Origin of the sequence: Microbacterium sp. HMH0099 (assembly GCF_049384025.1) — a bacterium.
In the GTDB taxonomy this organism is placed as follows: Bacteria; Actinomycetota; Actinomycetes; order Actinomycetales; family Microbacteriaceae; genus Microbacterium.
The window spans coordinates 120,106-146,848 of record NZ_JBMRJR010000007.1 but is presented as its reverse complement, the minus strand read 5'-3'; the positions used below and the strand labels follow the sequence as shown (position 1 = coordinate 146,848).

Here is a 26,743-nt window from a genome sequence, read left to right as displayed (position 1 = left end):
GGTGTCAGCTGAGGGCAGCGGACCGGTCCAGGGCGAGCCAGGTCCTGCTGTGGTACACGAGCGGCACCGCCGGCTGCTCAGGCTGATCGATGGATGCGGTGTGGGTGACATTGACGACCACGAGAGTGGACGTACCTGCCTCGTACCGGTTCACGATGCGCCCACGCAGACGGATCCGGGGGGAGAGATAGTAGGGCTCACCGGTGGCGAGCCGGCCCCACGACGTCTCGTCGGCGAACCTGTCTACGCCGCTGGTCGAGCAGAGCCTGGCCAGCTCAACATCGTTGGTGTCCAGGAGGTGGACAACCACAGATGATGCCGCGAGGATCACGGGCGCGGCGGAGGAGAGCGAAGAGACCGAGAAGACGAGCAGCGGCGGTGTCGCGCTCACGGAGAAGACGCTCGTCGCGGTCAACGCGACGGGTCCCTGCCCGGCGTCGGCTGTGACGACCGCGACCCCGGCGGCGTGGTTTCGGAAGGCAGCGCGGAATTCGTCCGCGGAGACTCCTTCCACCAGATCTGCGTCGTCTACCAGAGGTGACGAGCTTGAGGGGGCAAGCACGCTGGGTGCGGTAACCGGATTGTTCGACGGCATTGTCGTTTCCCTTCTTCGAGGTCGACCGAGTCGGCTGAGAGCCGTTGTCTCGATGTCCTGAGTCAACGCGACGGGGCGATGCAGGCGCTTGCGCCCCTGCATCAGAGCGCTGTCGCGTCTTTGGCTTCCCGAGTCAAAGACGCGACAGCGCACTTAGCGTCCGGCGGCCTTGTTCCGTCGCCCCAGGTAGGTCGAGAGGCCGACGGCGATGAGGAGGATGGCACCGTTGAAGACGTTCGATGCCCAGCTGCTGGCTCCCATGAGGGTGAGCCCGCTGACGACGATGGAGACAAAGATGGCGCTGACAATTGTGCCGATGACGTTGAAGAAGCCGGGCACGATCGCGGTCGCTCCCAGGAACACTGCCGTGAGAGCTGGGAAGAGTAGAGAGCCCCCGTCCACTGCCGTCGCGCTGCCGAGGCGTCCGAGCTGGAGTATCCCAGCCGCTCCGGCGATTAGCGCGGATATCACGAAGGTAACCAACACGTTGCGGTCAACTCGCACGCCTACCAGCCGTGCGCTTGATGCGTTCGATCCGATGGCGTAGAGAGATCTGCCGAACGCAGTGTGCTCGAAGACGTACCAGATGATGACCGCTGCCAGGATGACTAGGAAGAAGACGGCAGGAAGACCGAACCATCTCAGTGAACCGAATGAGATCAGCGCTGAGCTGGCGGGCAGGACGAAGGTCTTGCCTGCACAGAACCAGATCGTGAGCCCTGACAGGAGTGTGGACATTCCCAGTGTGGTGACGAACGGGTTCATCTTGAATCGGACGACGAATAGGCCATTGACCAGCCCGATCACGACGGAGAGCGCGAGAGGCAAGACAATGGCGAGCCACAGGGGAGCCTGCGCCTCGACCTGCAGGCCGGCCGAGAAGACGAAGCTGGCGATCGCTGTGGCCCCCACCGAGAAGTCGAAGACCCCGCTGACGAGGGTGAAGAGCACCGCCAGCGCCACGAGAGCCACGACCGCGTTGCTGCCGAGGACGACGTTGACATTATTGATCGTGGGGAAGGCCGCGCTTGCTGGTGGCACGACGGAGAAGAAAATTATGACGGCGCAGGTGATGAGGATGAGCGCGTACTTCTCTGCAAAGCTCAGGGCCGAGAAAGAACGAGTCTTCTCCGGGCTGGGCGGGGGCGTCTTTGTGGCGGTGTTGACGGTGTCGGCAGTCATGCGGAAGCTTTCTCGTCGGCGATGGGGGTGGTGAGGGTGAGGGCCGCGAGGTCGTCGAGCGACACTTCTGACGCGGCGACGTCACCGACGATCCGTCCCTGAGAGAGGATGACGATGCGATCGCACAGGGCGTGAAGCTCGGCGAGATCGCTGGAGGCGATAATGACCCCGTTCTCCGACGCGGTCGACTCTCGAATGAGCGCGTAGATTTCGGCGCGCGACATTACGTCCACCCCTTGAGTGGGCTCGTCGAGCAGCAGGACTCGCGGGTCTCTTTGCAACCATCTGGCGATGACGGTCTTTTGCTGATTTCCTCCTGACATCGAGGAGAACAGAGCACGTGGACCGGAGACCTTGATGTGGAATCGATCGATAAGCCCGGTTGCATACCGCCTGGCTGGCCCCCTGGCGAGAAAGCCGCGTCGTCGAACCCGGTGCATGACGGTGATCCACAGATTTTCAGCGACGGATAGATCGGCGAACGCTGCCTCACGTCCCCGGTCTTCTGGTACCAGAGCGATGCCCTGGGACATGGCGGCGCTGACCGAACGCGGGGCGTGAGGGCGATCACCGAGCCGCATCTGTCCGCGAGCGGGGCGTTGACTGCCGAAGATGCACGACAGCAACGTGGACCTGCCTGCGCCGGCAAGGCCTGCTATCCCGAGCAGCTCTCCGTGGTGAAGGGTGAGGTCCACCCCACATAGGGGACCGCTCTCGATCCCTGTCAGAGTGAGAAGTGGAGCGCTGCGGGCGTGCGCGACGCTTCCTGTCGGGCGCAGTGACGCGACTTGCCTTCCTGCCATCAAGGAGATCAGCTCATCCTCGGTCGGTGCGGCCGCCACAAGATGTCCCGCGACCCTCCCGTCGCGGAGCACTGTGTAGTCATCGGACACCGCGAGCACCTCGTGGAGTCGATGGCTGACAATGATGAATGTCTGTCCCTGGGCTGCGCGGACCTTGATGCGGGCCAGGAGTTCACTTGATTCCTCCCTACCGAGGGAAGCTGTGGGCTCGTCGAGGACGACGACGAGGCGGCCCGTTTCGTCGTCCTGTAGCGCCCGCGCGATTGCAACAAGCGTCCGGTCGGAGGGACGCAGCCGGTTGATAGGCGTCTCCGGAGATGCAGAGATTCCGTAAAGCTGAAGGAGGGCCCGAACCCGGGCGCGAAGCTTTCCCCAGGCCACCCGGCGTGTTGGTGTCACCGGGTAGCCGGATGACAGGGCGAAGTTCTCCTGCACCGAGAGGTCGTCGAACAGCCCCAGGTCCTGGTGCACAAACCGGAGTCCAGCTTGTTCGGCGTCCGCCGGTCCGTAGGCGCTGAGGTCAAAGCCCACCCCCTGGACCTGAAGCTGTCCGCTGTCGGCGGTGTGTACCCCGGCGAGGATCTTGATCGTCGTGCTCTTGCCAGACCCGTTGCCGCCGAGAAGAGCGTGCACGGTTCCAGGCCGGACGCTGAGGGAGATGTCGTTCAGGACGACGACGTCGCCGAACGATTTGGACAGCCCTGTGACGACCAGGGCTGAGTCGACTCTCCCGCCGGCCGAGCCCTGGTCGTCACGATCGAGAGTGGCCTCGGTCACTCTCGGCCCCACGCCTTCAGATAGATGTCACGCCAGTCGCCCACATCGATTCCACCGGAGGCGGGCAGGTTGTGATCCGCGTCCACGACGAGGAGCGGTTGCGCGATATACGCCGGCGCCGCCCCCGCCAGGACACGGTTTGCGGTGTCGATCGAACCCCACTGGGACCAGCCGGAGTCCTCCGCCGTGACACCCAACGCGAGGCCGTTGCTGGAGCCGCTTCGGATGAGATCGAGAGTCGTGGCGTCCGAGGGACCACCGACCACGACCGTGAGGTTGCTCACACCGGATTGCGCTATTGCCTGGTAGAGCCCGCCCGTGAGAAATCCGCCGCCGGGGACTTGCAGGATGGTGGCATCAGGGTTGGCCAGAAGCGCTGTAGTCACCTTCTGGATGAACGTGCCGTCAACCGTCTCTGGGTCGGAGAAATCGATGTTGGTGATGACCTCGCCACCTCGGCTTTCCAGCTCTTGCGTGAACCCGTCAGTGATCGTCTGGCCAAAGGAGTTGGTCACCTGCGTGAGCGTGATGGCACGAGCGTCTCCGTTGGTGGCACCGTAGGCCCAGGCGGCACCGAGCTTGCCGTAGAGGGCCCAGTGATCATCGAAGGAGTAATCCGGCAGCCACTCGGGCACGGCCGCCCACAGGGCCGGGTCGCAGTCGTCCGGGCCTCCTCCGCCGACTATCACGATGCCGGCATCATGCGCCTCCTTGAACGCGGCCTGCGCCGCCATGCATCCGAACCCCATCGGGATGATGACATCCGCACCGGCGGCGACGGCCTGACGGATCGCGGTCGCGAAGCCCTCCGGGCTGAGTTTGCCGTCAGCGATCTCAACATCCCACCCGGCGGCCTTGGCCCCCTCGACGAGGCTCGCCGTTCCGGTGGCGCATCCGGAATTTGCTTCGCCACAGGAGATGACATAGGCCTTGATTCCTTCAGGAATCTTCAAGGGGTCGAGCGTGAGATCTCCTCCGAGCCCCTGGTAGGCGTAGTCCAGTGCGGCTTGCGCCTCGGGTGACTTCTCGCCGGATTGCTGCTCGTTTGCGTCGCTTGGGGCGCTCGAACAGCCGAACAGGGTCACGGCGATGACCATGGCCGTGGTGATGGCCGCTGCTCGCCTCAACCGCCAAGGAGAGCGACCGTGGACGGTGGTACTCATCATCTGCTGCCTCTTCCTCCGACCGCTGTTGAGTCGGATCGAAGGCCCGACCGGCGGCGAGCCCGTTTCGTCGTTGAAACACCGGTTTCTGCATCGTGGACGAGCGTCCCTCCTTCACGCTTGGCTGTGGGAGCCAAAGCCCAATCCCCGGCTTGGCCCGAAAGACCAAAGTTTGGTAGACGCCGCCCACGCCGAGCCCAGAACGCGGCGCATCTGTCGTGTGGGCGAGTATCGTTCCCCCACCGGCGCTGTGGCCCGGGTCGATGCAATGAGGCATGGAGGTGTATATGGTGCGCTCATCGCCGTGGGTGCGACGGCTACGGCCCCTCGGGCCGGTGACGCCGACGTGTCTGCCTGAGACATGGCTTCGAACGGTTGCTGCTCTCGGCGAGGGCCCGGCTTTGTGGGCGGTCGAACTGGGCCGAGACCTTGGTCCCTTGGCTGTGAGGTCAGACCTCCCCGCTACCCGTTTTAATGAGGCTTCGGAGGCAGCACGTCCGGCGGCGGAGGCAGTGGTGCTCAACGCTCTAGTCGCTCTCGCGGAAGGGTCACCTGCGGCGGCGGACGTGCCACCAGAGACAGCGGAGCAGATCGCTGTAGCAGTGCGTCAGAAGGTGCCTCTGGAGTACATCCTCGAACATGAACGCCGCTCGCATGCCCTTGTTGGCGAGGCCCTCATCCGCGAGTTCAAGCGCTTAGCTCCGGCCGAAGAGCAGGCCGAGGGGCTCGCTGAGTTGTCACGGTTCCTGGTCGACTTTGTCAGTACCTTCGCGACGGCCAGCAGTGCCGCCTTCGCGGCAGCTGAGCAGGCGTGGCTCACGAGCGTGGCCCACGGCCGTGTGCAGTCCGTCCAAGGTCTGCTGAGCGGCGCCCTCGGCGGAGCGGACGCCGAGCGACGGCTGTCCTACGAGGTCCTGAACCGCGTCCACGTCGGCCTCATCGTGTTCCGCCGCGACCGCCGGCGCGTCGACCTTGATCGGGTGGCGGCACAAGTCCTCGCCCACTGGGGCGCAAAGCGACACTTGATCATCCCAGGGGAAGACGGAGCAGTGTGGGCATGGGGCAGCTTCCTAGACGTGATTGTCCCGTCCTCAGAGCTGAATTGGGTGATCCCTGAGGAGGCGGTTGTGGCCGCGGGGCGGCCCCTGACCGGGGCGGACGGTTTCCGTCGCACGCATCGTGAGGCAGTCGTAGCGGAACGTGTTGCGAGAATCGCGCACGCAAAGTCCGCCCCTTTGGTGCGATTCGAGGACGTGCGGCTCATCTCCCTCCTCACAGCTGATCCGCGCGCTGCGGAAGCGTTCGTGCGTGACGAGCTTGGGCCGCTCGGCCAGGTCCGGGAAGCCCACCTGCGCGAGACGGTTCGGGTCTATCTCGAGTGCAATTGCAGTCCTGCGACAGCTGCGTCTCGGCTTAACGTCGTCAAGAACACGATCGTGTATCGCATCCGTCGGGCGGAGGAGCTGCTGGGTCACTCGGTCAAGGAGCGGCAGTCGATCCTCTGGGTCGCGCTGCACCTCGTTGATGTAATCGGCCTGCCGCAGGAGGAGGCAGCCAGTGAAGCAGCATCTTCGGCTTCCAGCGCGGCTTACCTGGTACAGCGTCACTGAACGAGCCGGGCGATCGCCTTCTACGGTGTCTGCATGACCGTCTTGTCGATCTTCGAGATCCGTGTAACCCCCGACGCCCTGCAAGAAGCACCGCAGCTCATAAGCGAGACACTGGCAGGTACGAGATCACAGCCGGGCTGCATCGGCGTCGAGGTTACGGTCGATATTTACGATCCGTCGCGATTTTTCCTTGTGGAGCGCTGGGCGACGCTGGCCGATGACGATGCCTACCGCGCATGGAGGATGACGCCCGAGGGAGCACCGACCGTCGGGCGGATACTCGCCGGGCCTCCCGTGCTCACCCGGACAGAGGTGCACGACGAGCTCTGATTGTCTGCCCTCCCGGCTCAACAGATCCACCCTTCTTGTGTCATCGGGTACAAGAAGGACCGTGCTGCCTGCGGCTTGACTGGACTCGCTGACAGCACGCACGTGCATTTGTTGCGGGTCGGCGCCGAGAGGAAGCGGACGATGACGTCGACGGAACGGGGCACGACACCGACAGCACTGTCCGTCGAGTCTTCGACAGATGACCCGGACGCCGACGAAACCGCCGCCCGACAACTGCTCGGGCGCAGGCTTAGAGCCCTGCGCACTGAGCAGGAACTAAGTTTGCGTGCCCTCGCATCTGAGGTGGGCTGTTCGGCCAGCGCGCTGTCACAGATCGAAAGCGGTTTGGGGTGGCCGTCCGTCCGCCTGCTCGCCCGAGTGGCCCGCTACCTCGGAGCGTCCCTGGATCTCCTTTTCGACCTCGGAGGACCCGCTCGGACCGCACGCACGCTTTCGGTCGATTCGCTGATGCTCACCTCCCTATCTCTCGAGCCGGAGGAGTTCCTGCCGATCACCTCCGGCAACAAAGGAGGCGTCGCGTTCGTCCACGTTGCGGAAGGCGAACTGACGATTGAGACCAACCACGACGCCATCACGGTCGGCCAGAGCAGCACGGTCCGCTTCCGTTCGGGGCACCCGATGATGTGCAGCAATCGCAGCTCCTCCCTCTGCCGAGCCCTCTGGGGCCACGTGGCCGTCTCCGAGCCCTACTCCCATGCCGCAGAGCAGACGCACTTGACCAGGAGCCAACGAAAGGACACCCCATGAAAAACACCGGCACCACGGGCACCACAGCCGTCGACTGGGAGGCACGCGTCGACTTCGACCGGCTCCGCGACGCGCGCCTATTCCGCTTGAAGGCTGAGCTCGACAGGTCCGAGCTCGGTGCGGTGCTCGCCTTCGACTTCTCGAACATCCGCTACATGAGCGCCACCCACATCGGCACCTGGGCCATGGACAAGCTCATCCGCTTCGCCCTGCTCACCCGTAACACCGACCCCGTGGTGTGGGACTTCGGATCCGCCGCGAAACACCATCAGCTCTACAATCCGTGGCTGGACACCACCACCGCGGAGATGGACGCCGACCCTAACGCTCCCCATGAGGGCGCCAAGCGACCGCGCCTGGAAACGGGTGCCCGCGCCGGCATCTCCACCCTCCGCGGCGCGTTCCCGCCTGAGGCCGAGATCGCCCAGGGTGTGGCGAAGAAGATTAAGCGCGAGCTCGAGAAGTTCGGGCTCGCGAACCAGCCTCTCGGCGTCGACGTTATCGAGCTGCCGATCTTGTTCGCGCTGCAGCAGGAGGGCATCCAGGTCGTCGATGGCCAGCAGGTGTTCATGGAGGCCCGTCGAGTGAAGACGCCCGACGAGATCCGTCTACTCACCCAGGCCGCCTCGATGGTCGACGCCGCATACGAAGACCTCTACCGCTTCCTCCGCCCCGGTGTCCGCGAGAACGAGGCCGTCGGTCTCGTGGCGAAGACGCTTTACGACCTCGGCTCCGAGTACGTCGAGGGCGTCAACGCGATCTCGGGCGAGCGTTGCTCCCCGCATCCGCACGTGTTCTCCGACCGGCTCATCCGGCCGGGCGACCCGGCGTTCTTTGACATCCTGCACTCCTTCAACGGCTACCGCACCTGCTACTACCGCACCTTCGCGGTGGGCTCGGCGTCGAGCGCCCAACGCGACGCATACACCCGCGCCCGGGAGTACATGGACCGCGCGATTGCCCTCGTGAAGCCCGGTGCCACCACCGCCGACATCGTGTCGGTGTGGCCCACCGCCCAGGAGTTTGGCTTCGGTGACGAAGAGGCCGCGTTCGCCCTGCAGTACGGTCACGGCGTGGGACTGTCAATCTGGGAAAAGCCGATCTTTTCCCGCTTGACCTCGCTCGACCACCCCGAGGTGCTTCAGGAAGGAAACGTGTTCGCCCTCGAGACCTACTGGCCCTCGGCCGACGGCTGGGGTGCGGCGCGGATCGAGGAGGAGGTTGTGGTCACCGCCGACGGCTGCGAGGTCATCACGAAGTTCCCCGCGGAGGACCTGCTCGTGGCCGGAAAACGGTACTACACGATCAACGGACCGTTGAATCTTCGGCGCGATTCGCAGTCGCACCTGAACACGACGTGGGGCCGAGGCGAAGCATGACAACGCTTGGATTCCTCGGTGCCGGAGCGATGGGGTCGGGCATCGCTCAGCGACTCATTGACGCGGGCCACGATCTCGTCATCTGGAACCGCTCACCCAAATCCATCGCCCCGCTCGTCGCGGCGGGGGCTAGGCCGGCCGCCACACCCGCGGAGGCACTGAAGCCTGACATCTCCTTCTCGATGCTTGCGAATGACGCAGCGGTCGAGGCTGTGCTCAGCAGCGACGCGATCGGCAACCGGCCCGACCGCGTTCACGTCTCGATGGCCTCCATCAGTCCCACTCTGGCTGACCGGCTTTCGGGAAGCTTCAGCGACGCCGAATCCACCTACGTCAGCGGGTGCGTGCTCGGCCGCCCCGCTGTGGCAGCGGCGGGTGAACTGCATGTCCTTGTCAGCGGGGCTGAGAACGCCATTGAAGCGATCCGCCCGTACCTTGACATCATTGGCAAGCGAACCTGGCTGCTCGGCGATCGTCCGTCCACGGCCAATGTGGTCAAGGCCGCGGTGAACTACAACATCATTCATGCCCTCCAAGCCATCGGTGAATCAGTGGCGATGACCGAACGGCAAGGTGTTGACCCTGCGCTCTTCACGCAGCTGCTCTCCTCGACCCTGTTCGCCGATGTCGTCTACACCGGCTACGGCGACATCATTTCGCGAAGGGCATACCACCCCCCGGGCTTCACGGTCGCCCTCGGCCGAAAGGATCTCGAGCTAGCCGAGCAGGTCGCGCGGGTCGGCGGTGTCACGCCGGCGTCGCTGCCCGTCCTGCGCTCGGTCTTTGACGCAGCGCTGGCGGATCCGTCCCTCCGCGACGGCGACTGGAGCGTAATCGCCGAGGTGAGCAGGCAGGGGCTCAGTATCTGATCAATCGGACTGCGGCCCGGCGACAGCGGCTACTGCACCGACCATCCGCCGTCGGAGGCGAGCACCGCACCCCTGATGTTCACAGAGTCCTCGCTCAGCAGGAAGGTGCTCGACGCGGCGAGCTGATTAGCGATGGTGATCGTTGGCATGATGTCCTGGAAGGGCTTGAGCCGTCCGAGACCGGCGGCCGAGATCCTGCTCGACCGCGGCTATGACTCGGCCACAAAGTCCGACATCACTATCGAAGCCGGGATCAGCGGGCTAACACTCCATCGCTATTTCCCCTCGAAGGTCGACATCGTCTGGGGAGGCTCTGATGGAGCACTCGACGCTTTGCGTGAAGGCGCTCGAGACCACCGACGATCGCCTTTCGACCATCGGAGTTGTGACCGAGGCGGTGACAGCGGTCTTCAGCGAGGACTGACGTGACACCCCTGGCTGCAGGAGCAGCCATCCAGACCACGTGGTCTACGACATTTCCGCGATCGGTGAGGCTGCGGGCGATCTGCGTGCGGCGACGCTGCTCGCATGCTGGTCGAACGGCTTCGCGACGGTGAATATCGCCAACGTCCTCGCAGACGCTGGCCTGGAACCGCGTCGGCACTACTTCGTCATCATAGACAAGCTGTGGCGTGCCCTCCGCGCCGGTAAAGGCATCGTCGACCGCGTGGACTTCCTCACCCGACTCAACCGTCAGGTGGGTGTCGGCACGGCAATGAGTTCGCACACCATGGCCGACCTGAGCGCCCTCTCGGAGAAGGACCGTCTGAAGGCGAAGGGCTTCGTCGAGCGCGCCGGCATGTGCGCAACGGGGCTCGAGCGGCCGCGCGGACGATGACCGACGGAGGGGTCGTCGCGAACATCGTCTCGACGGCGGGCTTCCGCGACGTGGCGCCGCGGCTGTCGGCGTATGTTTCCCCCAAGCACGCCGTCCGGGGTCTCACCAAACAGCTCGCACTGGAATTAGCGCCGCGGGGGATCTGCGTGCACGGCGTCGTCCCCTCGTATATTCGACGGAGGGGGAACATCGCGGCGGCGGCCGCCGCGATGACGCATCGCGCGGGAGAGACCGGCGACCCGTCCACCGCGCCCCAGGCCATGACGCAGAGTCTGATCGGACGGCTCGGAACGCCGGATGACATCGCGCGCGTGGTCTGCGTGAGCGACCTCTCGATGATCATGACGGGAAGCACGCTGCTCGCCAACGCCGGCGAGACAATTTGAGGCGTTAAATACGTGAGAGTAATGCTGCTGGGGTCCGGTCGAACTTCGAAGTCATCTGAGCCAAAATCGTAAGAGTTGAGCAGCTGTCTGCGCGCCGGTTATTGGCGGGCCACTGTGCCGCGAGTGACTCGACGCCATTTGGCATTGACGTCCGCGAGCCGGTTACCAGATCCGAGTCCGCAAGCTCCGCTGCGGTGTCATACCGAGTGGTGCGCTCGTCGCGGTGGTGAAATGGCTCTTCGGTGAGCTCATCAGTGACGAGATGGGCGCACGTCGAGCTATGGGCCACCGGTCAACACGTGAAACGGAGGCCCGCAGCTTGCGGCCCCTGGCAACCGCTCATATACCGTTCGAAAATGTTAGCCCTCACAATGAGCCGTTCTCTCTTAGGAGTCTCAATGACGCTACTCCGACGATTCGGTGATCACATGGGTCGCCGACGTCTCGCCACCTCCCTCGCTGCCCTCGCTCTCGCGACGCTGACGGTACAGATTGGTGCCGTGGCCCCCGCCGCCGCGGCCACCGGCGACTCCGCGTACGCGATGGCCTACTTCACCGAGTCCCCGCAGGGGCTCGCCAACGACGACAACGTGCACTTCGCGGTTAGTGATGACGCATTGGAGTGGACACCGTTAAACGACAACGAGGGCATCGTCGACCCAACTCTGGGGACCGGCGGGATCCGAGACCCATTCCTTTACCGCCTGCAGAACGGTCAGTGGCTCCTCGTAGCCACCGACATCTGCGAGACCGCACCAAACAATCAGATTCACGTCTGGACCTCGCCCGACCTAGTCAACTGGTCGGCTGAGCGAATGCTCACGGTCAACAACGCATCCTTCAGCTGGGCACCATCGGTTTACTGGGACGCCGGTCGTAACACCTACGGAATTCTCTACTCCACCGAGCGCACCATCAACGGGTCAACGCGCCTAGTGAACATGGTGTCGTATACCAACGACTTCGTCACTGCGTCCGCGCCCACCCTTTTCTACGATGCCGGGACTCAAAGCACGATCGACACGCATCTTGTCGCGAACGTCGACGGGTGGAACTACCTATACATCAAGGAGTACGGCACGGGGAAGCTCGCCGGGCTACGCTCTCGGACCCTAGATCCGGGGAGCTTCGTCAAATACACGGACGGTGTCGGCCTGAACTGCACGGAGGCGCCGACCCTGGTCAAGTCTCTCACGAGTAACAGCTGGTACTTGTGGGGTGACAACTTCTGCCCGAATGCCCGGTTCTACGCCTGGCAGGGCGACATCGCGACCGGAACCTGGTCGCAGCTCAGTGATCGTGTGTACACGGCACCGGTCCTGGGGAAGCACAACACAATCGTCACGGTCACCGCGGCGGAAAAGAGCGGCCTGCTGAACCGGTGGGGTGGGACGAACACGAACCGCCTCAAGTCGTGGAACTTCCCCGACCGGTACGTCCGCCACATCGGCGGGCAGGGCCGCATCGACACCATCCCCCTCGACCCTTATCAGGACTCACAGTGGAGGGTCCGACCGGGTCTCTCCGACAGCGCGGGCGTGTCGTTTGAATCTGTCAACTTCCCCGGTCAGTTCCTCCGCCACACGGGATTCAAGGTAGTCCTCGCGCCGAACGACGGGTCAGCAGGGTTCCGCGCAGACGCGACCTTCTATCGCGAGCAGGGCCTCGCCAACGCAGGATGGTCGTCGTTCCGCTCCGTCAACTTTCCCGACCGGTACCTGCGTCACTCTGGCTTCGAACTGAGGATTGATCCAATTACTGACTCGGTGGGACGCGACGACGCGACATTCCGGGTGGGCTATTGACGCCTGACAGACAGCATCCCGCCGTCGCCCTGTGGTAGACGGCGGGGTGATTTCCCCGACGCTCGTTTGGCGCCACCGCTCGGGCCAGCGACGGTCTTGGCAAACGCGACCATTGCTTGACCGGGCGCGGCGACCGAAGGCGGGATGGAAGACAGTATCCAGCGCCAAGGCGGACTCGCCGAAAATTTACGTTATATCAGTTTATTGGTCACCCGCCGACCGTACGCAGAGCTACGTCGTCCGCTACGGAACGCAACCCGAGCGCCTACCGCAGCCGTGCGGTGCTCGACGGGACTAGCGTTGAACTCGGCGGACTGAACGCGGGCACCGACCTCTGGATTCGCGTGGACTCGGTCGATGAGGGCGGCGTGGCCGAAGGGGTGCTGATCGGGCCCGCGGCACAGCCGCATCACGGTTGGCCGCTTCGACCCGGCTGACCGGCGTCCTCGCTCCAGCACGGAGACGAGGACGCCGATCGTCGGCGGCGAGGCGTTACTGCGCTACTCCGTCTGCGAGTGCGGCGAAGCGGTAGACGAAGCCGCCGTCCGCGCCGCTAATGGTGGCGTATGCCTGGTTCGTGCCCGGCGCGATGGCGACGTTGGTCGCGGAGCTGAGTCCGGCACCGATTCCCTCCGGTACCGTCACCGTCTGCAGCAGAGTGCCAGAGGTGTTGTAAATGAGGATCTCGGGGCGGCTGTGCAGGCCGACGTAGAGGTTGCCGTCGGCGTCAACCGCGATCGAGTCGACCTGGCCGACGCCCGGGGATGCGTGGATCGCGGGGAACGCGGTCGCGACCTCGGCGCCGTCCTCGGTGAGGGTGAGCCGGTCGATACGGTTGCCGGTGTTCAGGCTGACCCACAGCTCGCCGTGGTCGGGCGAGAAGGCGATACCGTTGGGCGAGGGCAGCTTGCCCGCCAGCACGGTCGCCGCACCGGTCGCTGGCTCTACGCGGACGACGCGGCCCGACGCCTCCCAATACGGGTCCTGCGCACCGGCCGCGTCAGTGACGTAGAGGGCGCCGTCCGCACCGAACGCGACGTCGTCCGGCTGCATCGGGACGCCGTCGACCGATCCGGTGAGGACGTCGCGGACGTCCTCGCCCTCGGCGGTCATGCTGCGGATTGATCCGCTGAGGAAGTCGGTGACGTAAAGTCGCCCGTCCTCGGGGTGGAACTGCGCTGAGGTGAGCGCGGAGGCGGCGTCGGTCCACACCGGCTCGACTCTCTCGTCGTCAAGGTCGATCCGGAGCACTTTGCCCGCGCCGGGAGGTGCCGTGACGTCGACGACGTAGAGGCTGCCGTCGGGGCCGAAGGTCGGCCCTTCGAGCAGGGTCATGCCGGTCGTCTCGTGTACCTCGGTGACCTGCAGCACTCGCTCGGCGGCGACGATCGACGCAGTCGACGAGGGGTCGCCGGCGCCCGTGCAGCCTGCGAGCGCTCCGGCGAACAGCACCGGGAGGGCGATTGTTCGCCGCCTCATCGGGAGGCTCCGACGCTCGCGCCGACGAGCACGTCGCCCATTCCGTCCTCGCGCCAGGCGCGCAGCAGGCGGTGGAACGCGATCGGGCCGGGGCTGTAGGTCGCTCCTCCGATGGCGCGGGTGCCCTCGCCGTTGTAATAGCCGGGCGTGCACTCGGCCTGGAACGCCGTGGTGTCCGCGGCCGTCTCTTGCACGGTGCGCACCCAGGCCTCCTCGGCTTCGGCGGAGGGCTCGAGATAGCGGGCGCCGACCGCGCGGCCGCGGGCGATGACGGCGGCGATGTGCTCGGCCTGCTCGAGCAGGATGTGTGCGAAGTTGACCGAGTTGGCGTTCTGGATGCCGCTGAGGTGGAAAAGGTTCGGGAAGCCGTGCGAGGAGAAGCCGTGCAGCGTCCGCGGTCCTTTCCCCCACGCCTCGAGCAGCGTCCGCCCGTCGCGGCCTACGACGGGCAGGGTGCCGGACATGACGCCGGAGATCCCGACCTCGAAGCCGGTGGCGAAGATGACGCAGTCGACCTCGTAGGCGGTGTCGCCGACGACGACCTCGGTCTCGGTCATCCGGGTGATGCCGCCAGTGTCCGCCGTGTCCACGAGCCGTACGTTCGGGCGGTTGAAGGTGGGAAGGTAGGTGTCGCTGAAGCCCGGGCGCTTGCACATGTACCGGTACCAGGGCTTGAGCGCCGCGGCGGTCGCGGGATCCTGGACGACGGAGTCGACGCGGGCGCGGAGGCGGTCCATCGTGTCGAGGTCAGCCAGCTCGTCGCGCCGCTCGCGCTCCTCCCGCGGGAGTGACGTGTCGACGGCGCCCGAGAGGATCTGGCGCTGCAGCTCGACGGTCTTCGTCCAGCCGTCCTGCACCAGCGACTCGTCGACCGGTTCGCCGGCAAGGACAGCGAGGAAGTTCTCCATCCGCTCGCGCTGCCAGCCCGGGCGCAGTGACGCGACCCACTCGAGGTCCGTCGGCCGGTTGTCGCGGACGTCGACCGTGGAGGGCGTGCGCTGGAAGACAATTAGCTCGCGGGCGTCCTCGCCGACGTGCGGGATCACCTGCAGACCGGTGGCGCCGGTGCCGACGACGGCGACACGCTTGTCCGCGAGGCCCTTCAGCCCGCCGTCGGGCGTGCCTCCGGTGTAGCCGTAGTCCCAGCGCGAGGTGTGGAAGGTATGGCCGCGGAAGGTCTCGATGCCCGGGATGCCCGGCAGTTTCGGCTGGGTGAGGGTGCCGGAGGAGGTCACGACGAAGCGAGCGCGGAAGGCGTCGCCGCGGTCGGTCTCGACGAGCCACTCCTCCGCGTTCTCGTCCCAGCTCAGCGCGGTCGCTCGGGTCTGGAAGAGGGTGTCACGGTAGAGCCCGTAGCGCTCGGCGATCGCGACCGCGTGCCGACGAATCTCCTCGCCCGGCGCATACCGTTCGGACGGGATCGTGCCGACCTCCTCCAGTAGCGGGAGGTAGACCGACGACTCGACATCGCATCGCACCCCCGGGTAACGATTCCAGTACCAGGTGCCGCCCACGTCGCCCGCCTCGTCCATCAAGCGCAGCGACTCGACGCCCGTCTCGCGCAACCGCGACGCGGTGAGCAGCCCGCCGAAGCCAGCCCCGATCACGAGAGCCTCGACCCGGTCGGTCACCGGCTCGCGCTCTACGCGCTCGGTGTAGGGGTCCTTCGCGTAGTAGCCGAACTCCCCCACCACACGGCGGTACTGCGACGCGGCATCGGGCCGCGCGCGACGGTCGCGCTCGGCGCGGTACTTCCGGCGTACGGCATCGAGGCGGTGCTCGTCTGCGGTGGTGAGGATGCTGTCGGCCATGCGTGCTCGCTCTCGTCACGCGCATCGGCGCAATGACGGAGCCCGGAATGGGACGTCGGCGGGATTCCCCCGCGGGCGCCGACACGACTCCGGATCGGTTCTTACTCGCCCAAAGGTTAGCCTATAACTAAGTAATTGTCCTGGGGATACGCCGAGTCCTACGGTGGTGGCATGGACTCCCGCGCCCGCGCCCTCTCGGACATCGAGCGCCTGTCGATCGCGATCACCATTCGGTCGATCCCCCGCGTGCTGGCACCACTGCTGACCACCGACCTCACGATCCAGCAGCTGAAAGCCCTCTCGGTCATCGTCACGACCGAGGAGGGAGCGACGGGCGCGGGCCTCGCGCAAAGCTTCACCGTCTCGATGCCGTCAATGTCGAAGCTCATCGACCGCCTCGCCGCCAGCGGCCTGGTCCTCCGTGAAACCGACCGGGCCGACCAGCGCGTCCGCCGCATCCATGCAACCGATCTCGGCCGCGCCGTCGTCCGCGAGCTGATGGCTGCCCGCCCCGAACTCGGCGAAGATGTGCTCTCACGGCTCTCCCTCGACGAACTCCAGGCCCTTGAGACCGGACTGCGCGCCATCAGCCGGGAGTTGCGTACAACCCACGACTGACCGGGCACTGTCGCATCCGTGAGGTCTCAGCTCCAGGTTCAGCGGGCCGCGGTCACCTTCGGCACCACCCCATCAGGCAGTGCCGGTTCTTCACCCACAACGGTCCGAGGGCTGGGAATGAACACGGCGATGGCTGCGCAGAACACAGCAGCGGCGAGTCCGAAAAGCAGGGCAAGGGCAAAGCTCGACCCGGAGGGCACGGAACCGCCGGCGCTGCTGATGGCCAAGTTTGCGAGCACAGCGGCGACAGCGGCCGAGGCGACGCTCGTGCCGGCATCGAGGTGGCCTGCCGAGCCCTCGGAGACAAGTGGGAGAAGCGCATTTGAATGGCTGGCTGCAACCACAGGGTCACGCGGCCGGTGTCGACCCCGGCCGCGGGAGTCCAAGTCATCGTGAACCATTCCCCGCGCCGTATCTTCGTCGCGATGACGACCTGAAGATAGTTGAGAAGCCGGTCATCTATGTAGAGGGGCTGTGGTCAGTGCCATAAAACAGCTGGCCCATTGAAGTCCTTTTGATGCAGTGGAGGGTCGCGTCAAGGTGGAGGCCGTGCCGCGGGAGCAATTTGCGCTGCTCTACTCATATGAGCACGCCAGCGTCGCCGCGACCGCAATCGACCACGGCGGAATCCCTGTCGATCTACGTCCCTGGGGTCATGCGCTCACCAGGCGACGAGACACCTGCACGTCTGCGCCCACGCCCGTCAACGCCTCGGCAAGTGCGTCACCGGTCGCGTGCAGTTCGGCGTCGGTGACCGGGGCGAGGGCGTCGAGAATGAACAACGCCGTCCGAGTCGTATCGGTGAGTCCGGTGCGGCGGCCTTGCCGCCAGTTCCACCTGCGGCACGTCACCCCGACCTCGTCGCCCCAGACGACCTCTCCGGGTTCGGGATGCTCGATCACCGTCTTTCCGTTCGCGGTCGTGTCGAACGGCTCCTCGCCCGTGGCGCCGAGCAGACGCGCAGGCCCGTCGTAGCGGTTGAAGTCTTCCCCGCCGAGAGGGATCTGGTGCAGCACGGAGATCGCATTGTAGACATCCGTGAGCGCGTTCACGCGCGGCAGACCGTTCTCGGCTCGGCGGGTCATGGCTTCGAGGCTGTTGCGGGTGCGTTGAGGCCTCGCCCCGAACCCCCGGTACGCCTCACGCCATGACGCGATATGCGGCAACTCATCCAGGAAGACTCTGCCCGGAGGTCAAGCGCATGGGCCAAAGCACGAGTGATGAGCGCATCGACCGTGGTGTCGCCCTCACCGGACGCGGCCGGAGCGAGGCCATCCACGACGACGAGGAGAGCGCGGTAGTCCGGGCGCATCTCGAACACTGCAGGCGCCACGGTGCATGCATCTAGGAACTGTTTGGGGGTGAGGGTGTCTGGCATCGGGGGTCTCCGTTCGGTGTGCGGCCCCCACGCCCGGCTCGAACACCGTCAGCGAGAACCGGGCAGAAGCATCGGTCGAGTTCACATACGAATGGGAAGTATCGCCGTGGAATGACAGCGCATCGCCGGGGGCGAGGTCGTAGCGGTCGCCGTCGACTTCGACCGTGACCGTTCCCTCTTGGACGTGCAGGAGTTCGCGGGTGCCGTCGCTGTGTGCCTCACCGTCTTGACGCTCACCCGGGGCGAGCGTCCAGTCCCACAACTCGACTACATCCGGCGTCTCGGTGCCCGCCACCAGCACGCCTCGGCCACCCGCGTCGCCAGACCACAGGACAGCACCCTGCCCGTTGCGGATGAGCCTCGCCCGGCGCGGGGTCGGAGGCTCCGCCAGGGCCGGAAGCCCAACCCCGAGCGCAGCCGAGAGCCGCAACAGGGTACCCACGCTTGGGTTCACCGCACCCCCTCGACGTTGACGAGCATACGGCGACTCACCGTCGCGAACCCTGCGAGCTGATCAAGCGTCCATCCGCGGCCCTTGCGGGCCCGTCGGAATCGGCGGGCCCTCTTCTTCTGAGCGGACCAAAGCTGTGGGCCGATCGGCAAGTTCAGCCCGACGATGTCCCCCCGCGCTGCACGCACGCCGGATGTTGACCGTGCCGGGGTTTGCGGAACTCCCGTCATTGTTTACCTTCACGCTAACTCCGCCTGCCCAGGAGGGATTGCGCAACGTGAGCGTCCAGGGCAGATCTCCCCCTGGTGCGGGGCTCAGCAATTTGTGCCTCCACGGCCCGGACGAGCCCGTCGTACGCCAGCGTCGGAGCGGCCCAAGCCGCTCGAGCACTTGTCGCGCAGCACCGGACGCACCTGCAGCACACACCGAGGGGGTGGACCGATTCCAAACTGCCCGGCCCGTGATGGCTTCGCGCGCCTGCTACCCGACAATCAATTGCTGAACCGCTGCGCGAGCCCCTCGAACGTTTCGTATGGACAATAGGGGCCCGACATCGCGGAGGAGTGCTCGAGGTGGTGCGTGGAAAGGATGTACCGCAGTGGCGCGGGGACCCCGCGCCGGCAGGGGAGCCAGTGAGGCTGACGAATGGAGCTAACAGCGCGCCGAACGAGATTCGACCAACGTTCTTGCCCGGAACCCCAATGTCTTTCGCTCAAACCCGAGCCAACCGGGGATCATGTAGATGGCTCGGGTCCCACGCTCGGCGTCGCAATCATCCGCATGAACACCTCGAGTAGCGGCAGGACGTCATGGCTTGGATCCATCAGCGCCTGGATGCGCAGGCCATCGATCATCGCCGCGAGCATCGTAACCTTGTCGTCGGCGCTGAGTTCTTCGCCGTCCTCGTCAGTGCCGAAACGTCGGCTGCAGAGATGTGATCGCATCCGGTCGCGCCGCGCGACGAAGAACTCGTGGGCGGGATGCTGGGGATTGGTCGCTGCGACCGTGATAGCCAGCCAGTTGCGTCCTTGTTCTGGGTGTGAGAATTCGTTCCTAAGTACGGCGGACAGCACCTGCTCGGCGGGGACTTGCGACTCCATGATGCGTCGAGCGAACTCTTCGTCGTCGGCGTCGCGCTGAGCGAGCGCCGCGACAAGGAGCTCGCCCTTGTCGGTGAAGTGGCGCAGCAACGCAGCGTGCGTGACGTCGGCGCGCGCGGCGATGTCACGGAGCGACGCACGTTCGTAGCCGTGCTCGGCGATGCTCGCCAACGCCGCCCTCACGATCTGAGCGCGTCGCGCGGGGGTTGAGGCGTAGGGCCCACGGCGACGCGGATTTGCGCTGAGTGGCACCGTCACGGGGGCGTCCGTGCCATTCATCTCCACCCTCCCAATCTTCCATCCCATCGGTTACTTGCTAATCGTAACCAGGGTGGTTACTCTTCAGCAAAGATAACCATGCCGGTCACATTTCGGCGGGCCGCAACACGCTCGCGCTCACGCGTAGCCGCGGGATCGGATCACACGATGAAGGAGTCACTGTGACCAACAACCTCTCGGAGCTGCAGCAGGAGTCCGCTCCCAGCGGATCCGGATCCGAACCTTTGCAGCCCATGAGCCGGAGCTACATCTTTTGGCTCATGCTCGCCAGTTTTGGCGCTTCGATGGCGATGATGGTTCCGTTGTCGTACGGCATCGCGGTGCGCATGACCGAGCTGGCTCCCGGCCATGAAGAGGTGTTGGGCTACATCACGGGCTCGGCTCAGCTGGTGTACCTGGTCGTGAGCCCGCTCATCGGGATCTGGAGTGACCGCACCCGCTCGCGCTTCGGGCGGCGCACGCCGTTCCTCTACCTCGGCACCGTGATGGGTCTTGCCGGCCTCGTCGTGATCGGTCTCGCGCCGAACCTGTTGATCGTCGGTGTCGGCTGGGTACTCGGAATGACCGGGTGGTCGATCGCAGGTGCCGCGCTGCAGACGGTTCAGGCTGACAAGCTTCCGGAGGCTCAGCGTGGAAAGGTCTCGGCGCTCACCGGGCTCATGACCCAGATCGCACCCGTGCTCGGAATCGGCGTCGCGTATGCGGTGTCGTCCAGCACGCTGCTGATCTTCGTCGTGCCCGGTGCCATCGGTGCGCTGATGCTCGCCTTGTTCCCCCTAATCAAACCCGAGGGCTCGTCGAAGAACCTTCCTGCCGGGGGCCACGTTACGGTGAAGTCTGTCGTGACCAGCTACGGCTTTAACGTGCGCAAATACCCCGACTTCGCGTGGAACTGGCTCGGCCGCTTCGTGTTCTTCATCGGCCTGTACTTCAACACGACGTTCGGCACCTTCTTCTACGCCCAGCGCCTCGACCTTCCGGTCCGGGAGGTCGCAGGAATTGTCGCCACCGTCGGCATGATCGGCGTGCTCGCCGCTGCCACCGGCGCAATCCTCGGAGGTTTCCTCTCCGACAAGCTGCAGCGCCGTCGTCTCTTCGTCATGATCGGCTCACTCCTGTTCGTCGTCGGCGCCGTCGCGGAGGCAACCGCGTGGTCACTGCCGCAGATCATCGTCGGGGCGGTCCTTATGCAGCTGGCCATCGCGGTGTTCGCTACCGTGAACCAGGCGATCGTCTATGCGGTCATTCCCGAGCGCGATCAGGCGGGCCGCTACATGGCGGTGATTCAGTTCGCGCAGAAGATCCCCAGCGCCGTCGCCCCGCTCATCGCGGGTGTCGTGATCACGATCGGCGCGGTCGGCGATGCGAAGAATTACACGCTGCTATACCTCACCGGTGCCGTCTTCGCCCTCGTCGGCGGACTCATCATCCTGCTCAAGGTCAAGTCGGTCCGCTGAGGCGGAGGGAGTCCACCATGTCGCATCAGAGTCCTCGCGCCCTCTTCGTCGATAGCGGAGGAGACGAGTTCATCGTCACCGGCCCACGTCCTCGGCTGTCGTTCACGAGCGACGGCTCCGAAACTCACGTCGTTGAGGCATCCATCGACGGCGAGGCCCCAGTCACGGCGGAGGTTGCCGGTCACCGGTTTGTCGAATGGCCGTTCGCGCCCTTGCTCAGCGGCAGTCGTGTGTCGTGGAGAGTGCGTAGCGGAAAAGATGCTGCGTGGTCAGACCCCGGGGAGTTCGAGGCGGGGTTGCTCGACGCCGACTGGACGGCCGAGTGGATCTCGCCGGTCGAAGCCGGGGATGCCGGCTATGGGAAGCGCCCCGCGCACGTCCTCGCGGCGACATTCACCCTAGAAGCGGAAGCCGTGTCGGCTCGTCTGTACGCGACGGCGCTCGGCATCTACACGGCGACCGTAAATGGACGCCGCGTGGGCCGCGATGAGCTTGCTCCCGGCTCGACCTCGTACGACCGCACGCTCTACGCGCAAGCCCACGACGTCACCGCGCTCCTCGAAGCGGGGGAGAACCGCTTCGAGATCGAACTGTCCGACGGCTGGTATCGCGGCCAGGTCGGAGCCTTTCGGCTGCCCGCGGGCTGGGGCACCACCCTGGGGGTGCGGGCTGAGCTGCATGTGCGGCTCGCCGACGGGACGACGCAGCTGATCGTGACTAACGGCAGCTGGACGAGCGCCCTGTCGACCATAACCCGTGCCGACCTCATGGCGGGCCAGACGACCGACTTCACCGCGAAGCCTGGTGACCCGACCGCGGTGCGTGTCGGCGCGGTGATCGACGCGCCGGCGATCTCGTGGTCGCCGGCGCCGCCCGTGCGCGTGCTCGAATCGCGCGCTCCCGTCTCCGTCGCGCACATCGCGGATGGCGTCAGCGTCATCGACTTTGGCCAAAACGCCTCCGGCCGGGTGCGCCTCACCGATCTCGGTGCCCCGGGCACCCGTACGGTGATCGAATACGGCGAGTACGTAGATGCCTCGGGCGACCTGTCCACCGCCCACCTCGATTCCGAGCGACCAGAGGGTCGGAAGGCCTTCGTGCAGCGCGACGAAGTCGTGGCGGGAGCCGCCGGTGAGGTGTTCGAGCCGCGACACACGGTGCACGGCTTCCAGTACGCACGCATTACCCGTGCGGGAGCGCCCGTGGATGCGGCATCCATTGCCATGCAGATCGTGCACAGCGATCTGAAGCGCGCGGGCTCGTTCGAGAGCAGCGACCCGGACCTCAACCGTCTGCACGAGATCGCCGACTGGAGCTTCCGCGGCAACGCCGTCGACGTGCCCACCGACTGCCCGACACGCGAGCGCCTCGCGTGGAGCGGTGATTACCAGGTGTTCGCGCCGACAGCGACCCGCCTGTACGACGTGCTCGGATTCACCCGCAAGTGGCTGCAGTCCGTCCGCGACGACCAACTTGACGACGGCCGCATCGCCAACTTCTCACCCGACGGTCGACGCATCAAACATCACCTCGACGACCAGTTCGCCATGATGACCGGGTCATCGGGATGGGGCGACGCGATCGTCTCCGTGCCGTGGGAAATGTACGTCTCGTACGGCGACCGCGCGGTGCTCGAGGAGAACTACGACGCCATGGTGCGCTGGGTGGAGTGGGCGCTCGAGAAAGCGCGCACGACACGACACCACGCACGCGTGCAGACGTCGCCCGAGCCCGAGCAGTTCGAGCAATACCTCTGGGACGGCACGTTCCACTGGGGCGAGTGGACCGAGCCGCGGGAACGGGATGCCGAGGGCAACCGCATCGACCCCATCAAGCACAACCCGATGGCCTGGTTCATGGCAGATAAAGGCGAGGTCGGCACCGCCTACCTGCACCGGTCGACCACGACGCTCGCTCGCGTCGCGGAGATCCTCGGACGGGAAGCGGATGCTGCGCACTACGCAGACACCGCCGAGAAGGTCGCCGATGCGTGGCGCCAGGCCTATCTGAACAGCGACGGCACCACCGCGGCCGACACCCAGGCGGCCTACGTCCGCGCACTGTCGTTCGGCCTCGTGCCCACCGTCCTGCGCTCCGCTGTGGTGCAGCGGCTGGTCGAACTGATCGAAGACAAGGACATGCACCTCGCGACCGGCTTCCTCGCAACCGGTGACCTGCTGCCCGTGCTCGCAGACGCCGGACGTGCCGACGTCGCGTACGCGCTGCTCGGTCAACGTACGGCACCATCTTGGCTGTACATGATCGACCGCGGCGCAACGACGATCTGGGAGGACTGGGAAGGCATCGACGAGCACGGTGTCGCCCACGACTCGCTGAATCACTACAGCAAGGGCGCCGTCATCCGCTTCCTCCACACCCACACCCTTGGGCTCCGTCAGGACGCCAACTCGGTGGCGTGGGAGAAGATCACGATCACCCCGGTGCCCGCGCCCGGCATGACGTGGGCCCGCGGCACCCACGACGGCCCGCAGGGCGAGATCGCCGTGGAGTGGCGGATTGACGGTGACAGCATCCGCATCACGGCCGACATCCCGGCCGGCACCACCGCCCGCATCGTGTTCCCGGGCGGTGAGACGCACATCGCCGAGCAGGGCCGTTTCGATCAGACCGCCGGGCTTCCGGCATCCCCCCTCGCCGTCGCCACCCGGTGACGCGCATCCGACGCATCGACGCGAAAGAGAGAACGACAATGACGAGATTCCCCGACGGCTTCCTCTGGGGTGCCGCGACCGCCGGCCACCAGATCGAGGGCAACAACGTCAACAGCGATTGGTGGGCGCGGGAGCAGATGATGCCGGGCATGGCACTGTCCGGCGACGCTGTGGACAGCTACCACCGCTATCGCGAGGACATTCAGCTTCTGGCAGACGCCGGACTCACGTCTTACCGGTTCAGCTTGGAGTGGTCACGCATCGAACCTGTGCGCGGACACTTCTCGAAGGCGGAACTTGCGCACTACCGGCGCATGATCGAGTTCTGCTTCGAAAAGGGCGTGACCCCTGTCGTGACGCTGCAGCACTTCACCACGCCCCAGTGGTTCGCCGCGCTCGGCGGCTGGGACGGCCCCGAGGCACAGGAACTGTTCTGCGCCTACGTCGAACAGGCGTGCACGATACTGGATGGCGTCGAGTGGGTCGCCACCATGAACGAGCCCAACATGCAGGCCGCGATCATGACGGCCATGCGCCACCTGGCCGCGTCCGGCGGCGACTGGACAAGCCCCACCGTCGAGAACACCGGCGACGATCTGAAGGAGAAATCGCACAGCGAGTTCCTCACGTACGCCGACCCCGAAATTGGCCGCATATTCACTCGCATCCATCACGCCGCCCGGGCGATCGTCCGCGCCCGCACCCAGGCGAAGGTCGGTTGGACGATCGCGGCGGGCGCACTCACCGCAGCGCCGGGTGGCGAGGAAAAGCTGCTCGAGATCCGCTACGGCAAGGAGGACGTGTACTGGGAGGGCAGCCGCGGTGACGACTTCGTCGGCGTGCAGGCCTACAGCTCGCAGCAGGTCGACGCGAACGGACTCGTGCCGCATCCGCCGCACCCCGACAACACCCTCGTCGGCACGGCCTATCGCCCTGACTCGCTCGCGATGGCCGTGCGTCATGCGTGGGAGATCAGCGACCACACGCCGATCGTGATCACCGAGAACGGCATCGCCACCGCGGACGACACCCAGCGCATCCGCTACACCGGCGAGGCACTCCAGGGCCTGCTCGGCACAATTGCCGATGGCATCGACGTGCGCGGGTACCTGCACTGGACACTCCTCGACAACTTCGAGTGGGGTCACTGGGAGCCCACATTCGGACTCATCGCGGTCGACCGCGACACCTTCGAGCGCACTCCGAAGCCCAGCCTCGTGTGGCTCGGCGAGGTCGCCCGGCGCAACGCCTTGTCGACAGAGGCCTGACCCGTGAAGATCTCGGGCAAGACCTTCGTCGTCACCGGTGCCGGCAACGGCATCGGCCGCGAGGTGACGCTTCAGCTCCTCGCAGCCGGCGCGTCCGTGGCCGGCGCCGACCTGAACAAGGACGGCCTCGACAAGACGGCGGCAACCGCGAACGCGGGCGCCCGGTTCTCGTCCCACGTCGTGAACATCACCGACCGGGATGCCGTCGAGGCGCTCCCGGCGGCTGTTGAAGCGGTGCACGGGTCGGCCGACGCAGTGATCAACGTCGCCGGCGTCATTCAAAAGTTCGTGAAGGTCGCCGACCTGCCCTACTCGGAGATCGAGAAGGTCATGAACGTGAACTTCTGGGGAACCATGAACATGGTCAAGGCGTTCCTCCCCGTCCTGACCTCGCGTCCGCAAGCCGCTCTGGTGAACGTCTCCAGCATGGGCGCCTACGCCCCGGTCCCTGGTCAGGCCGTCTACGGCGCATCCAAGGCGGCAGTGAAGGTGCTCACCGAGGCTCTCTACGCGGAACTGCTCGACACGTCCGTCACCGTGAGTGTCATCTTCCCCGGCGCAATCGGCACCGACATCGCCGCAAACTCGGGGGTCGCGCTGTCGGACGGTTCGCAGGACGCACCCGCATACAAGACGACCCCGCCTGCTGCTGCAGCAGCGGTCATCGTCGACGCCGTGGTCAAGGGCAAATACCGCGCGACCATCGGAAGCGACGCCTCCGCTATGGACAAGCTCTCGCGCCTCAGCCCCAAGCGGGCCACCACCCTCATCGCCAAGCAGATGGGTGCCCTGCTCGAGTGAACCCGTGGGGTGCTGACGCACGCGTCAGCACCCCACCCCCGACCATCCAGACCACACCCGCTGAGTTTCAGCATGCAAAGGAGCACTCATGTCCTTCCCGTTCGCCGACGTCTCAGACCGCCCGATCTCCGATCTCCTCTCGCTGGGCGGTCGCCGTGCCGTCGTCACCGGCGCAGCGCAGGGCCTGGGCAAGGCCATCGCGTTGAGACTCGCCGAAGCCGGCGCCGACCTCCTGCTAATCGACCTCAACGCCGATGCCGCGAAGGCTGCGGCCGCGGAACTATCTGACCGCTACAGGGTCCGCGTCGCGAGCACCCGCGCCGACGTCGCCGATGCCGCATCCATCGCCGCCGCGGCGGACCTCGCCGTCGCCGAACTCGGCGGCATCGACGTGTGGGTGAACAACGCCGGCATCTTCCCGAACGCCCCCGTGACAATGATGCCCGACGAGATGTGGGACGCCACGTTCGCGGTCAACGCGCGCGGCGTATTCCTCGGCGCACGCGAAGCCGCCAAGCGCATGTCCGCCGGCGGCGCAGGCGGGGTCATCGTGAACATCGTCTCCACAGCGGGGGTGCAGGTCGCATTCCCAGGTATGGCCGCCTACGTCGGCTCGAAGCACGCGGCGCTCGGTATGACCAAATCCCTCGCGGTCGACCTCGCCCCGCTCGGCATCCGCGTGCTCGGTGTGGCGCCCAGTTTCGTCCCGACCGAGGGCAACCTCGCCGCAGCGAAGGCCGGCGCCGAGGCGGCCGCCGCGGCCGGGATCGAGATGCCCCCGCTCGACGTCATGGCCAAGAGCCTGATCGGCCGGATGGGAACCCCTGACGACATCGCCCGCGTCGTGCTGTTCGCTGCGAGCGACCTGTCGATGATCATGACGGGTAGCACTCTCATGGCTGACGCTGGCGAGACGCTCTGAGA

Annotated in this window: 22 protein-coding genes and 2 pseudogenes; 15 read left to right on the top strand and 9 right to left on the bottom strand. The window is 65.8% G+C overall.

Annotation, left to right across the window (positions count from 1 at the left end; all coding sequences use genetic code 11):
- Positions 1 to 4 precede the first annotated feature (4 nt).
- From ACO03V_RS15835 to ACO03V_RS15820, 4 genes are all read right to left on the bottom strand, one after another.
- Entirely contained in the window at positions 5 to 595 is a 591-nt protein-coding gene (locus ACO03V_RS15835; protein ID WP_423138293.1) for a flavin reductase family protein, read from the bottom strand.
- A 153-nt stretch (positions 596 to 748) separates the two neighbouring features.
- A complete protein-coding gene (locus ACO03V_RS15830) occupies positions 749 to 1,777 on the bottom strand; it encodes an ABC transporter permease (RefSeq protein ID WP_423138292.1) in 1,029 nt (342 codons plus the stop codon).
- The gene (locus ACO03V_RS15825) at positions 1,774 to 3,357 is read right to left on the bottom strand and encodes a sugar ABC transporter ATP-binding protein (RefSeq protein ID WP_423138291.1); all 1,584 of its coding nucleotides are present in this window, start codon (positions 3,355 to 3,357) and stop codon (positions 1,774 to 1,776) included. Before ACO03V_RS15825 ends, ACO03V_RS15830 begins: the two co-directional genes overlap by 4 nt.
- Positions 3,354 to 4,520 carry a sugar ABC transporter substrate-binding protein gene (locus tag ACO03V_RS15820; protein WP_423138290.1) on the bottom strand — a complete coding sequence of 389 codons (1,167 nt, stop codon included), beginning with the start codon at positions 4,518 to 4,520 and terminating at the stop codon, positions 3,354 to 3,356. The genes ACO03V_RS15825 and ACO03V_RS15820 overlap by 4 nt, the downstream gene beginning before the upstream one ends.
- Before the next feature lie 602 nt (positions 4,521 to 5,122).
- Between ACO03V_RS15820 and ACO03V_RS15815 the strand changes: the two genes are divergently transcribed.
- The 9 genes and pseudogenes from ACO03V_RS15815 (at position 5,123) to ACO03V_RS15775 (ending at position 12,505) form a co-directional block, all read left to right on the top strand.
- Positions 5,123 to 6,130 carry a PucR family transcriptional regulator gene (locus tag ACO03V_RS15815; protein ID WP_423138289.1) on the top strand — a complete coding sequence of 336 codons (1,008 nt, stop codon included), beginning with the start codon at positions 5,123 to 5,125 and terminating at the stop codon, positions 6,128 to 6,130.
- 33 nt (positions 6,131 to 6,163) lie between these two features.
- Positions 6,164 to 6,460, top strand: coding sequence for a putative quinol monooxygenase (locus ACO03V_RS15810; protein WP_423138288.1), 297 nt, complete (start codon positions 6,164 to 6,166; stop codon positions 6,458 to 6,460).
- Between the two features lie 141 nt (positions 6,461 to 6,601).
- Positions 6,602 to 7,228 carry a helix-turn-helix domain-containing protein gene (locus tag ACO03V_RS15805; RefSeq protein WP_423138287.1) on the top strand — a complete coding sequence of 209 codons (627 nt, stop codon included), beginning with the start codon at positions 6,602 to 6,604 and terminating at the stop codon, positions 7,226 to 7,228.
- Positions 7,225 to 8,607 (top strand): M24 family metallopeptidase, encoded by a 1,383-nt coding sequence (locus tag ACO03V_RS15800; protein ID WP_423138286.1) that lies wholly within the window; start codon positions 7,225 to 7,227, stop codon positions 8,605 to 8,607. Before ACO03V_RS15805 ends, ACO03V_RS15800 begins: the two co-directional genes overlap by 4 nt.
- Positions 8,604 to 9,476: an NAD(P)-dependent oxidoreductase gene (locus tag ACO03V_RS15795; RefSeq protein WP_423138285.1), complete on the top strand. Its 873-nt coding sequence runs from the start codon at positions 8,604 to 8,606 to the stop codon at positions 9,474 to 9,476. Before ACO03V_RS15800 ends, ACO03V_RS15795 begins: the two co-directional genes overlap by 4 nt.
- A 132-nt stretch (positions 9,477 to 9,608) precedes the next feature.
- A pseudogene (locus ACO03V_RS15790) lies at positions 9,609 to 9,722 on the top strand (hypothetical protein); the annotation flags it as partial.
- 217 nt (positions 9,723 to 9,939) lie between these two features.
- Positions 9,940 to 10,290 (top strand): annotated as a pseudogene (locus ACO03V_RS15785) (ATP/GTP-binding protein); the annotation flags it as partial.
- Between the two features lie 20 nt (positions 10,291 to 10,310).
- Positions 10,311 to 10,700, top strand: coding sequence for an SDR family oxidoreductase (locus tag ACO03V_RS15780; protein ID WP_423138284.1), 390 nt, complete (start codon positions 10,311 to 10,313; stop codon positions 10,698 to 10,700).
- 356 nt (positions 10,701 to 11,056) lie between these two features.
- Positions 11,057 to 12,505 carry an AbfB domain-containing protein gene (locus tag ACO03V_RS15775; protein ID WP_423138283.1) on the top strand — a complete coding sequence of 483 codons (1,449 nt, stop codon included), beginning with the start codon at positions 11,057 to 11,059 and terminating at the stop codon, positions 12,503 to 12,505.
- 492 nt (positions 12,506 to 12,997) lie between these two features.
- Here ACO03V_RS15775 and ACO03V_RS15770 read toward each other — a convergent pair whose 3' ends face one another.
- Entirely contained in the window at positions 12,998 to 13,984 is a 987-nt protein-coding gene (locus tag ACO03V_RS15770; RefSeq protein WP_423138282.1) for an SMP-30/gluconolactonase/LRE family protein, read from the bottom strand.
- A complete protein-coding gene (locus ACO03V_RS15765; RefSeq protein ID WP_423138281.1) occupies positions 13,981 to 15,795 on the bottom strand; it encodes a flavin-containing monooxygenase in 1,815 nt (604 codons plus the stop codon). The genes ACO03V_RS15770 and ACO03V_RS15765 overlap by 4 nt, the downstream gene beginning before the upstream one ends.
- A gap of 171 nt (positions 15,796 to 15,966) precedes the next feature.
- Between ACO03V_RS15765 and ACO03V_RS15760 the strand changes: the two genes are divergently transcribed.
- Complete coding sequence (locus ACO03V_RS15760; RefSeq protein ID WP_423138280.1) at positions 15,967 to 16,413, top strand: MarR family winged helix-turn-helix transcriptional regulator; 447 nt, start codon at positions 15,967 to 15,969, stop codon at positions 16,411 to 16,413.
- A gap of 653 nt (positions 16,414 to 17,066) precedes the next feature.
- Here the strand turns inward: ACO03V_RS15760 and ACO03V_RS15755 are convergent.
- From ACO03V_RS15755 to ACO03V_RS15745, 3 genes are all read right to left on the bottom strand, one after another.
- The gene (locus ACO03V_RS15755) at positions 17,067 to 17,579 is read right to left on the bottom strand and encodes a B3/4 domain-containing protein (protein ID WP_423138279.1); all 513 of its coding nucleotides are present in this window, start codon (positions 17,577 to 17,579) and stop codon (positions 17,067 to 17,069) included.
- A gap of 81 nt (positions 17,580 to 17,660) precedes the next feature.
- Positions 17,661 to 18,086 carry a cupin domain-containing protein gene (locus ACO03V_RS15750; RefSeq protein WP_423138278.1) on the bottom strand — a complete coding sequence of 142 codons (426 nt, stop codon included), beginning with the start codon at positions 18,084 to 18,086 and terminating at the stop codon, positions 17,661 to 17,663.
- A gap of 890 nt (positions 18,087 to 18,976) precedes the next feature.
- Complete coding sequence (locus ACO03V_RS15745; RefSeq protein ID WP_423138309.1) at positions 18,977 to 19,621, bottom strand: TetR/AcrR family transcriptional regulator; 645 nt, start codon at positions 19,619 to 19,621, stop codon at positions 18,977 to 18,979.
- Positions 19,622 to 19,782: 161 nt separating this feature from the next.
- Here ACO03V_RS15745 and ACO03V_RS15740 point away from each other — a divergent pair, with 161 nt between their 5' ends.
- From ACO03V_RS15740 to ACO03V_RS15720, 5 genes are all read left to right on the top strand, one after another.
- On the top strand, positions 19,783 to 21,078 hold the full coding sequence (locus tag ACO03V_RS15740; protein ID WP_423138277.1) for an MFS transporter: 1,296 nt from the start codon (positions 19,783 to 19,785) through the stop codon (positions 21,076 to 21,078).
- A gap of 17 nt (positions 21,079 to 21,095) precedes the next feature.
- Positions 21,096 to 23,750 carry a family 78 glycoside hydrolase catalytic domain gene (locus ACO03V_RS15735; protein ID WP_423138276.1) on the top strand — a complete coding sequence of 885 codons (2,655 nt, stop codon included), beginning with the start codon at positions 21,096 to 21,098 and terminating at the stop codon, positions 23,748 to 23,750.
- A 38-nt stretch (positions 23,751 to 23,788) separates the two neighbouring features.
- On the top strand, positions 23,789 to 25,018 hold the full coding sequence (locus tag ACO03V_RS15730; protein ID WP_423138275.1) for a glycoside hydrolase family 1 protein: 1,230 nt from the start codon (positions 23,789 to 23,791) through the stop codon (positions 25,016 to 25,018).
- 3 nt (positions 25,019 to 25,021) lie between these two features.
- Positions 25,022 to 25,819 (top strand): SDR family NAD(P)-dependent oxidoreductase, encoded by a 798-nt coding sequence (locus ACO03V_RS15725; protein ID WP_423138274.1) that lies wholly within the window; start codon positions 25,022 to 25,024, stop codon positions 25,817 to 25,819.
- Between the two features lie 88 nt (positions 25,820 to 25,907).
- Positions 25,908 to 26,741: an SDR family NAD(P)-dependent oxidoreductase gene (locus tag ACO03V_RS15720; RefSeq protein WP_423138273.1), complete on the top strand. Its 834-nt coding sequence runs from the start codon at positions 25,908 to 25,910 to the stop codon at positions 26,739 to 26,741.
- The last annotated feature ends 2 nt before the right edge of the window (positions 26,742 to 26,743 follow it).

Bases quoted from the DNA above. Each gene is read 5' to 3' on its own strand.
- ACO03V_RS15835 (WP_423138293.1), bottom strand. From the start codon at position 595: ATGCCGTCGAACAATCCGGTTACCGCACCCAGCGTGCTTGCCCCCTCA.
- ACO03V_RS15830 (WP_423138292.1), bottom strand. From the start codon at position 1,777: ATGACTGCCGACACCGTCAACACCGCCACAAAGACGCCCCCGCCCAGC.
- ACO03V_RS15820 (WP_423138290.1), bottom strand. From the start codon at position 4,520: ATGAGTACCACCGTCCACGGTCGCTCTCCTTGGCGGTTGAGGCGAGCA.
- ACO03V_RS15810 (WP_423138288.1), top strand. From the start codon at position 6,164: ATGACCGTCTTGTCGATCTTCGAGATCCGTGTAACCCCCGACGCCCTG.
- ACO03V_RS15805 (WP_423138287.1), top strand. From the start codon at position 6,602: ATGACGTCGACGGAACGGGGCACGACACCGACAGCACTGTCCGTCGAG.
- ACO03V_RS15800 (WP_423138286.1), top strand. From the start codon at position 7,225: ATGAAAAACACCGGCACCACGGGCACCACAGCCGTCGACTGGGAGGCA.
- ACO03V_RS15795 (WP_423138285.1), top strand. From the start codon at position 8,604: ATGACAACGCTTGGATTCCTCGGTGCCGGAGCGATGGGGTCGGGCATC.
- ACO03V_RS15780 (WP_423138284.1), top strand. From the start codon at position 10,311: ATGACCGACGGAGGGGTCGTCGCGAACATCGTCTCGACGGCGGGCTTC.
- ACO03V_RS15775 (WP_423138283.1), top strand. From the start codon at position 11,057: ATGTTAGCCCTCACAATGAGCCGTTCTCTCTTAGGAGTCTCAATGACG.
- ACO03V_RS15770 (WP_423138282.1), bottom strand. From the start codon at position 13,984: ATGAGGCGGCGAACAATCGCCCTCCCGGTGCTGTTCGCCGGAGCGCTC.
- ACO03V_RS15765 (WP_423138281.1), bottom strand. From the start codon at position 15,795: ATGGCCGACAGCATCCTCACCACCGCAGACGAGCACCGCCTCGATGCC.
- ACO03V_RS15760 (WP_423138280.1), top strand. From the start codon at position 15,967: ATGGACTCCCGCGCCCGCGCCCTCTCGGACATCGAGCGCCTGTCGATC.
- ACO03V_RS15745 (WP_423138309.1), bottom strand. From the start codon at position 19,621: ATGAATGGCACGGACGCCCCCGTGACGGTGCCACTCAGCGCAAATCCG.
- ACO03V_RS15735 (WP_423138276.1), top strand. From the start codon at position 21,096: ATGTCGCATCAGAGTCCTCGCGCCCTCTTCGTCGATAGCGGAGGAGAC.
- ACO03V_RS15730 (WP_423138275.1), top strand. From the start codon at position 23,789: ATGACGAGATTCCCCGACGGCTTCCTCTGGGGTGCCGCGACCGCCGGC.
- ACO03V_RS15720 (WP_423138273.1), top strand. From the start codon at position 25,908: ATGTCCTTCCCGTTCGCCGACGTCTCAGACCGCCCGATCTCCGATCTC.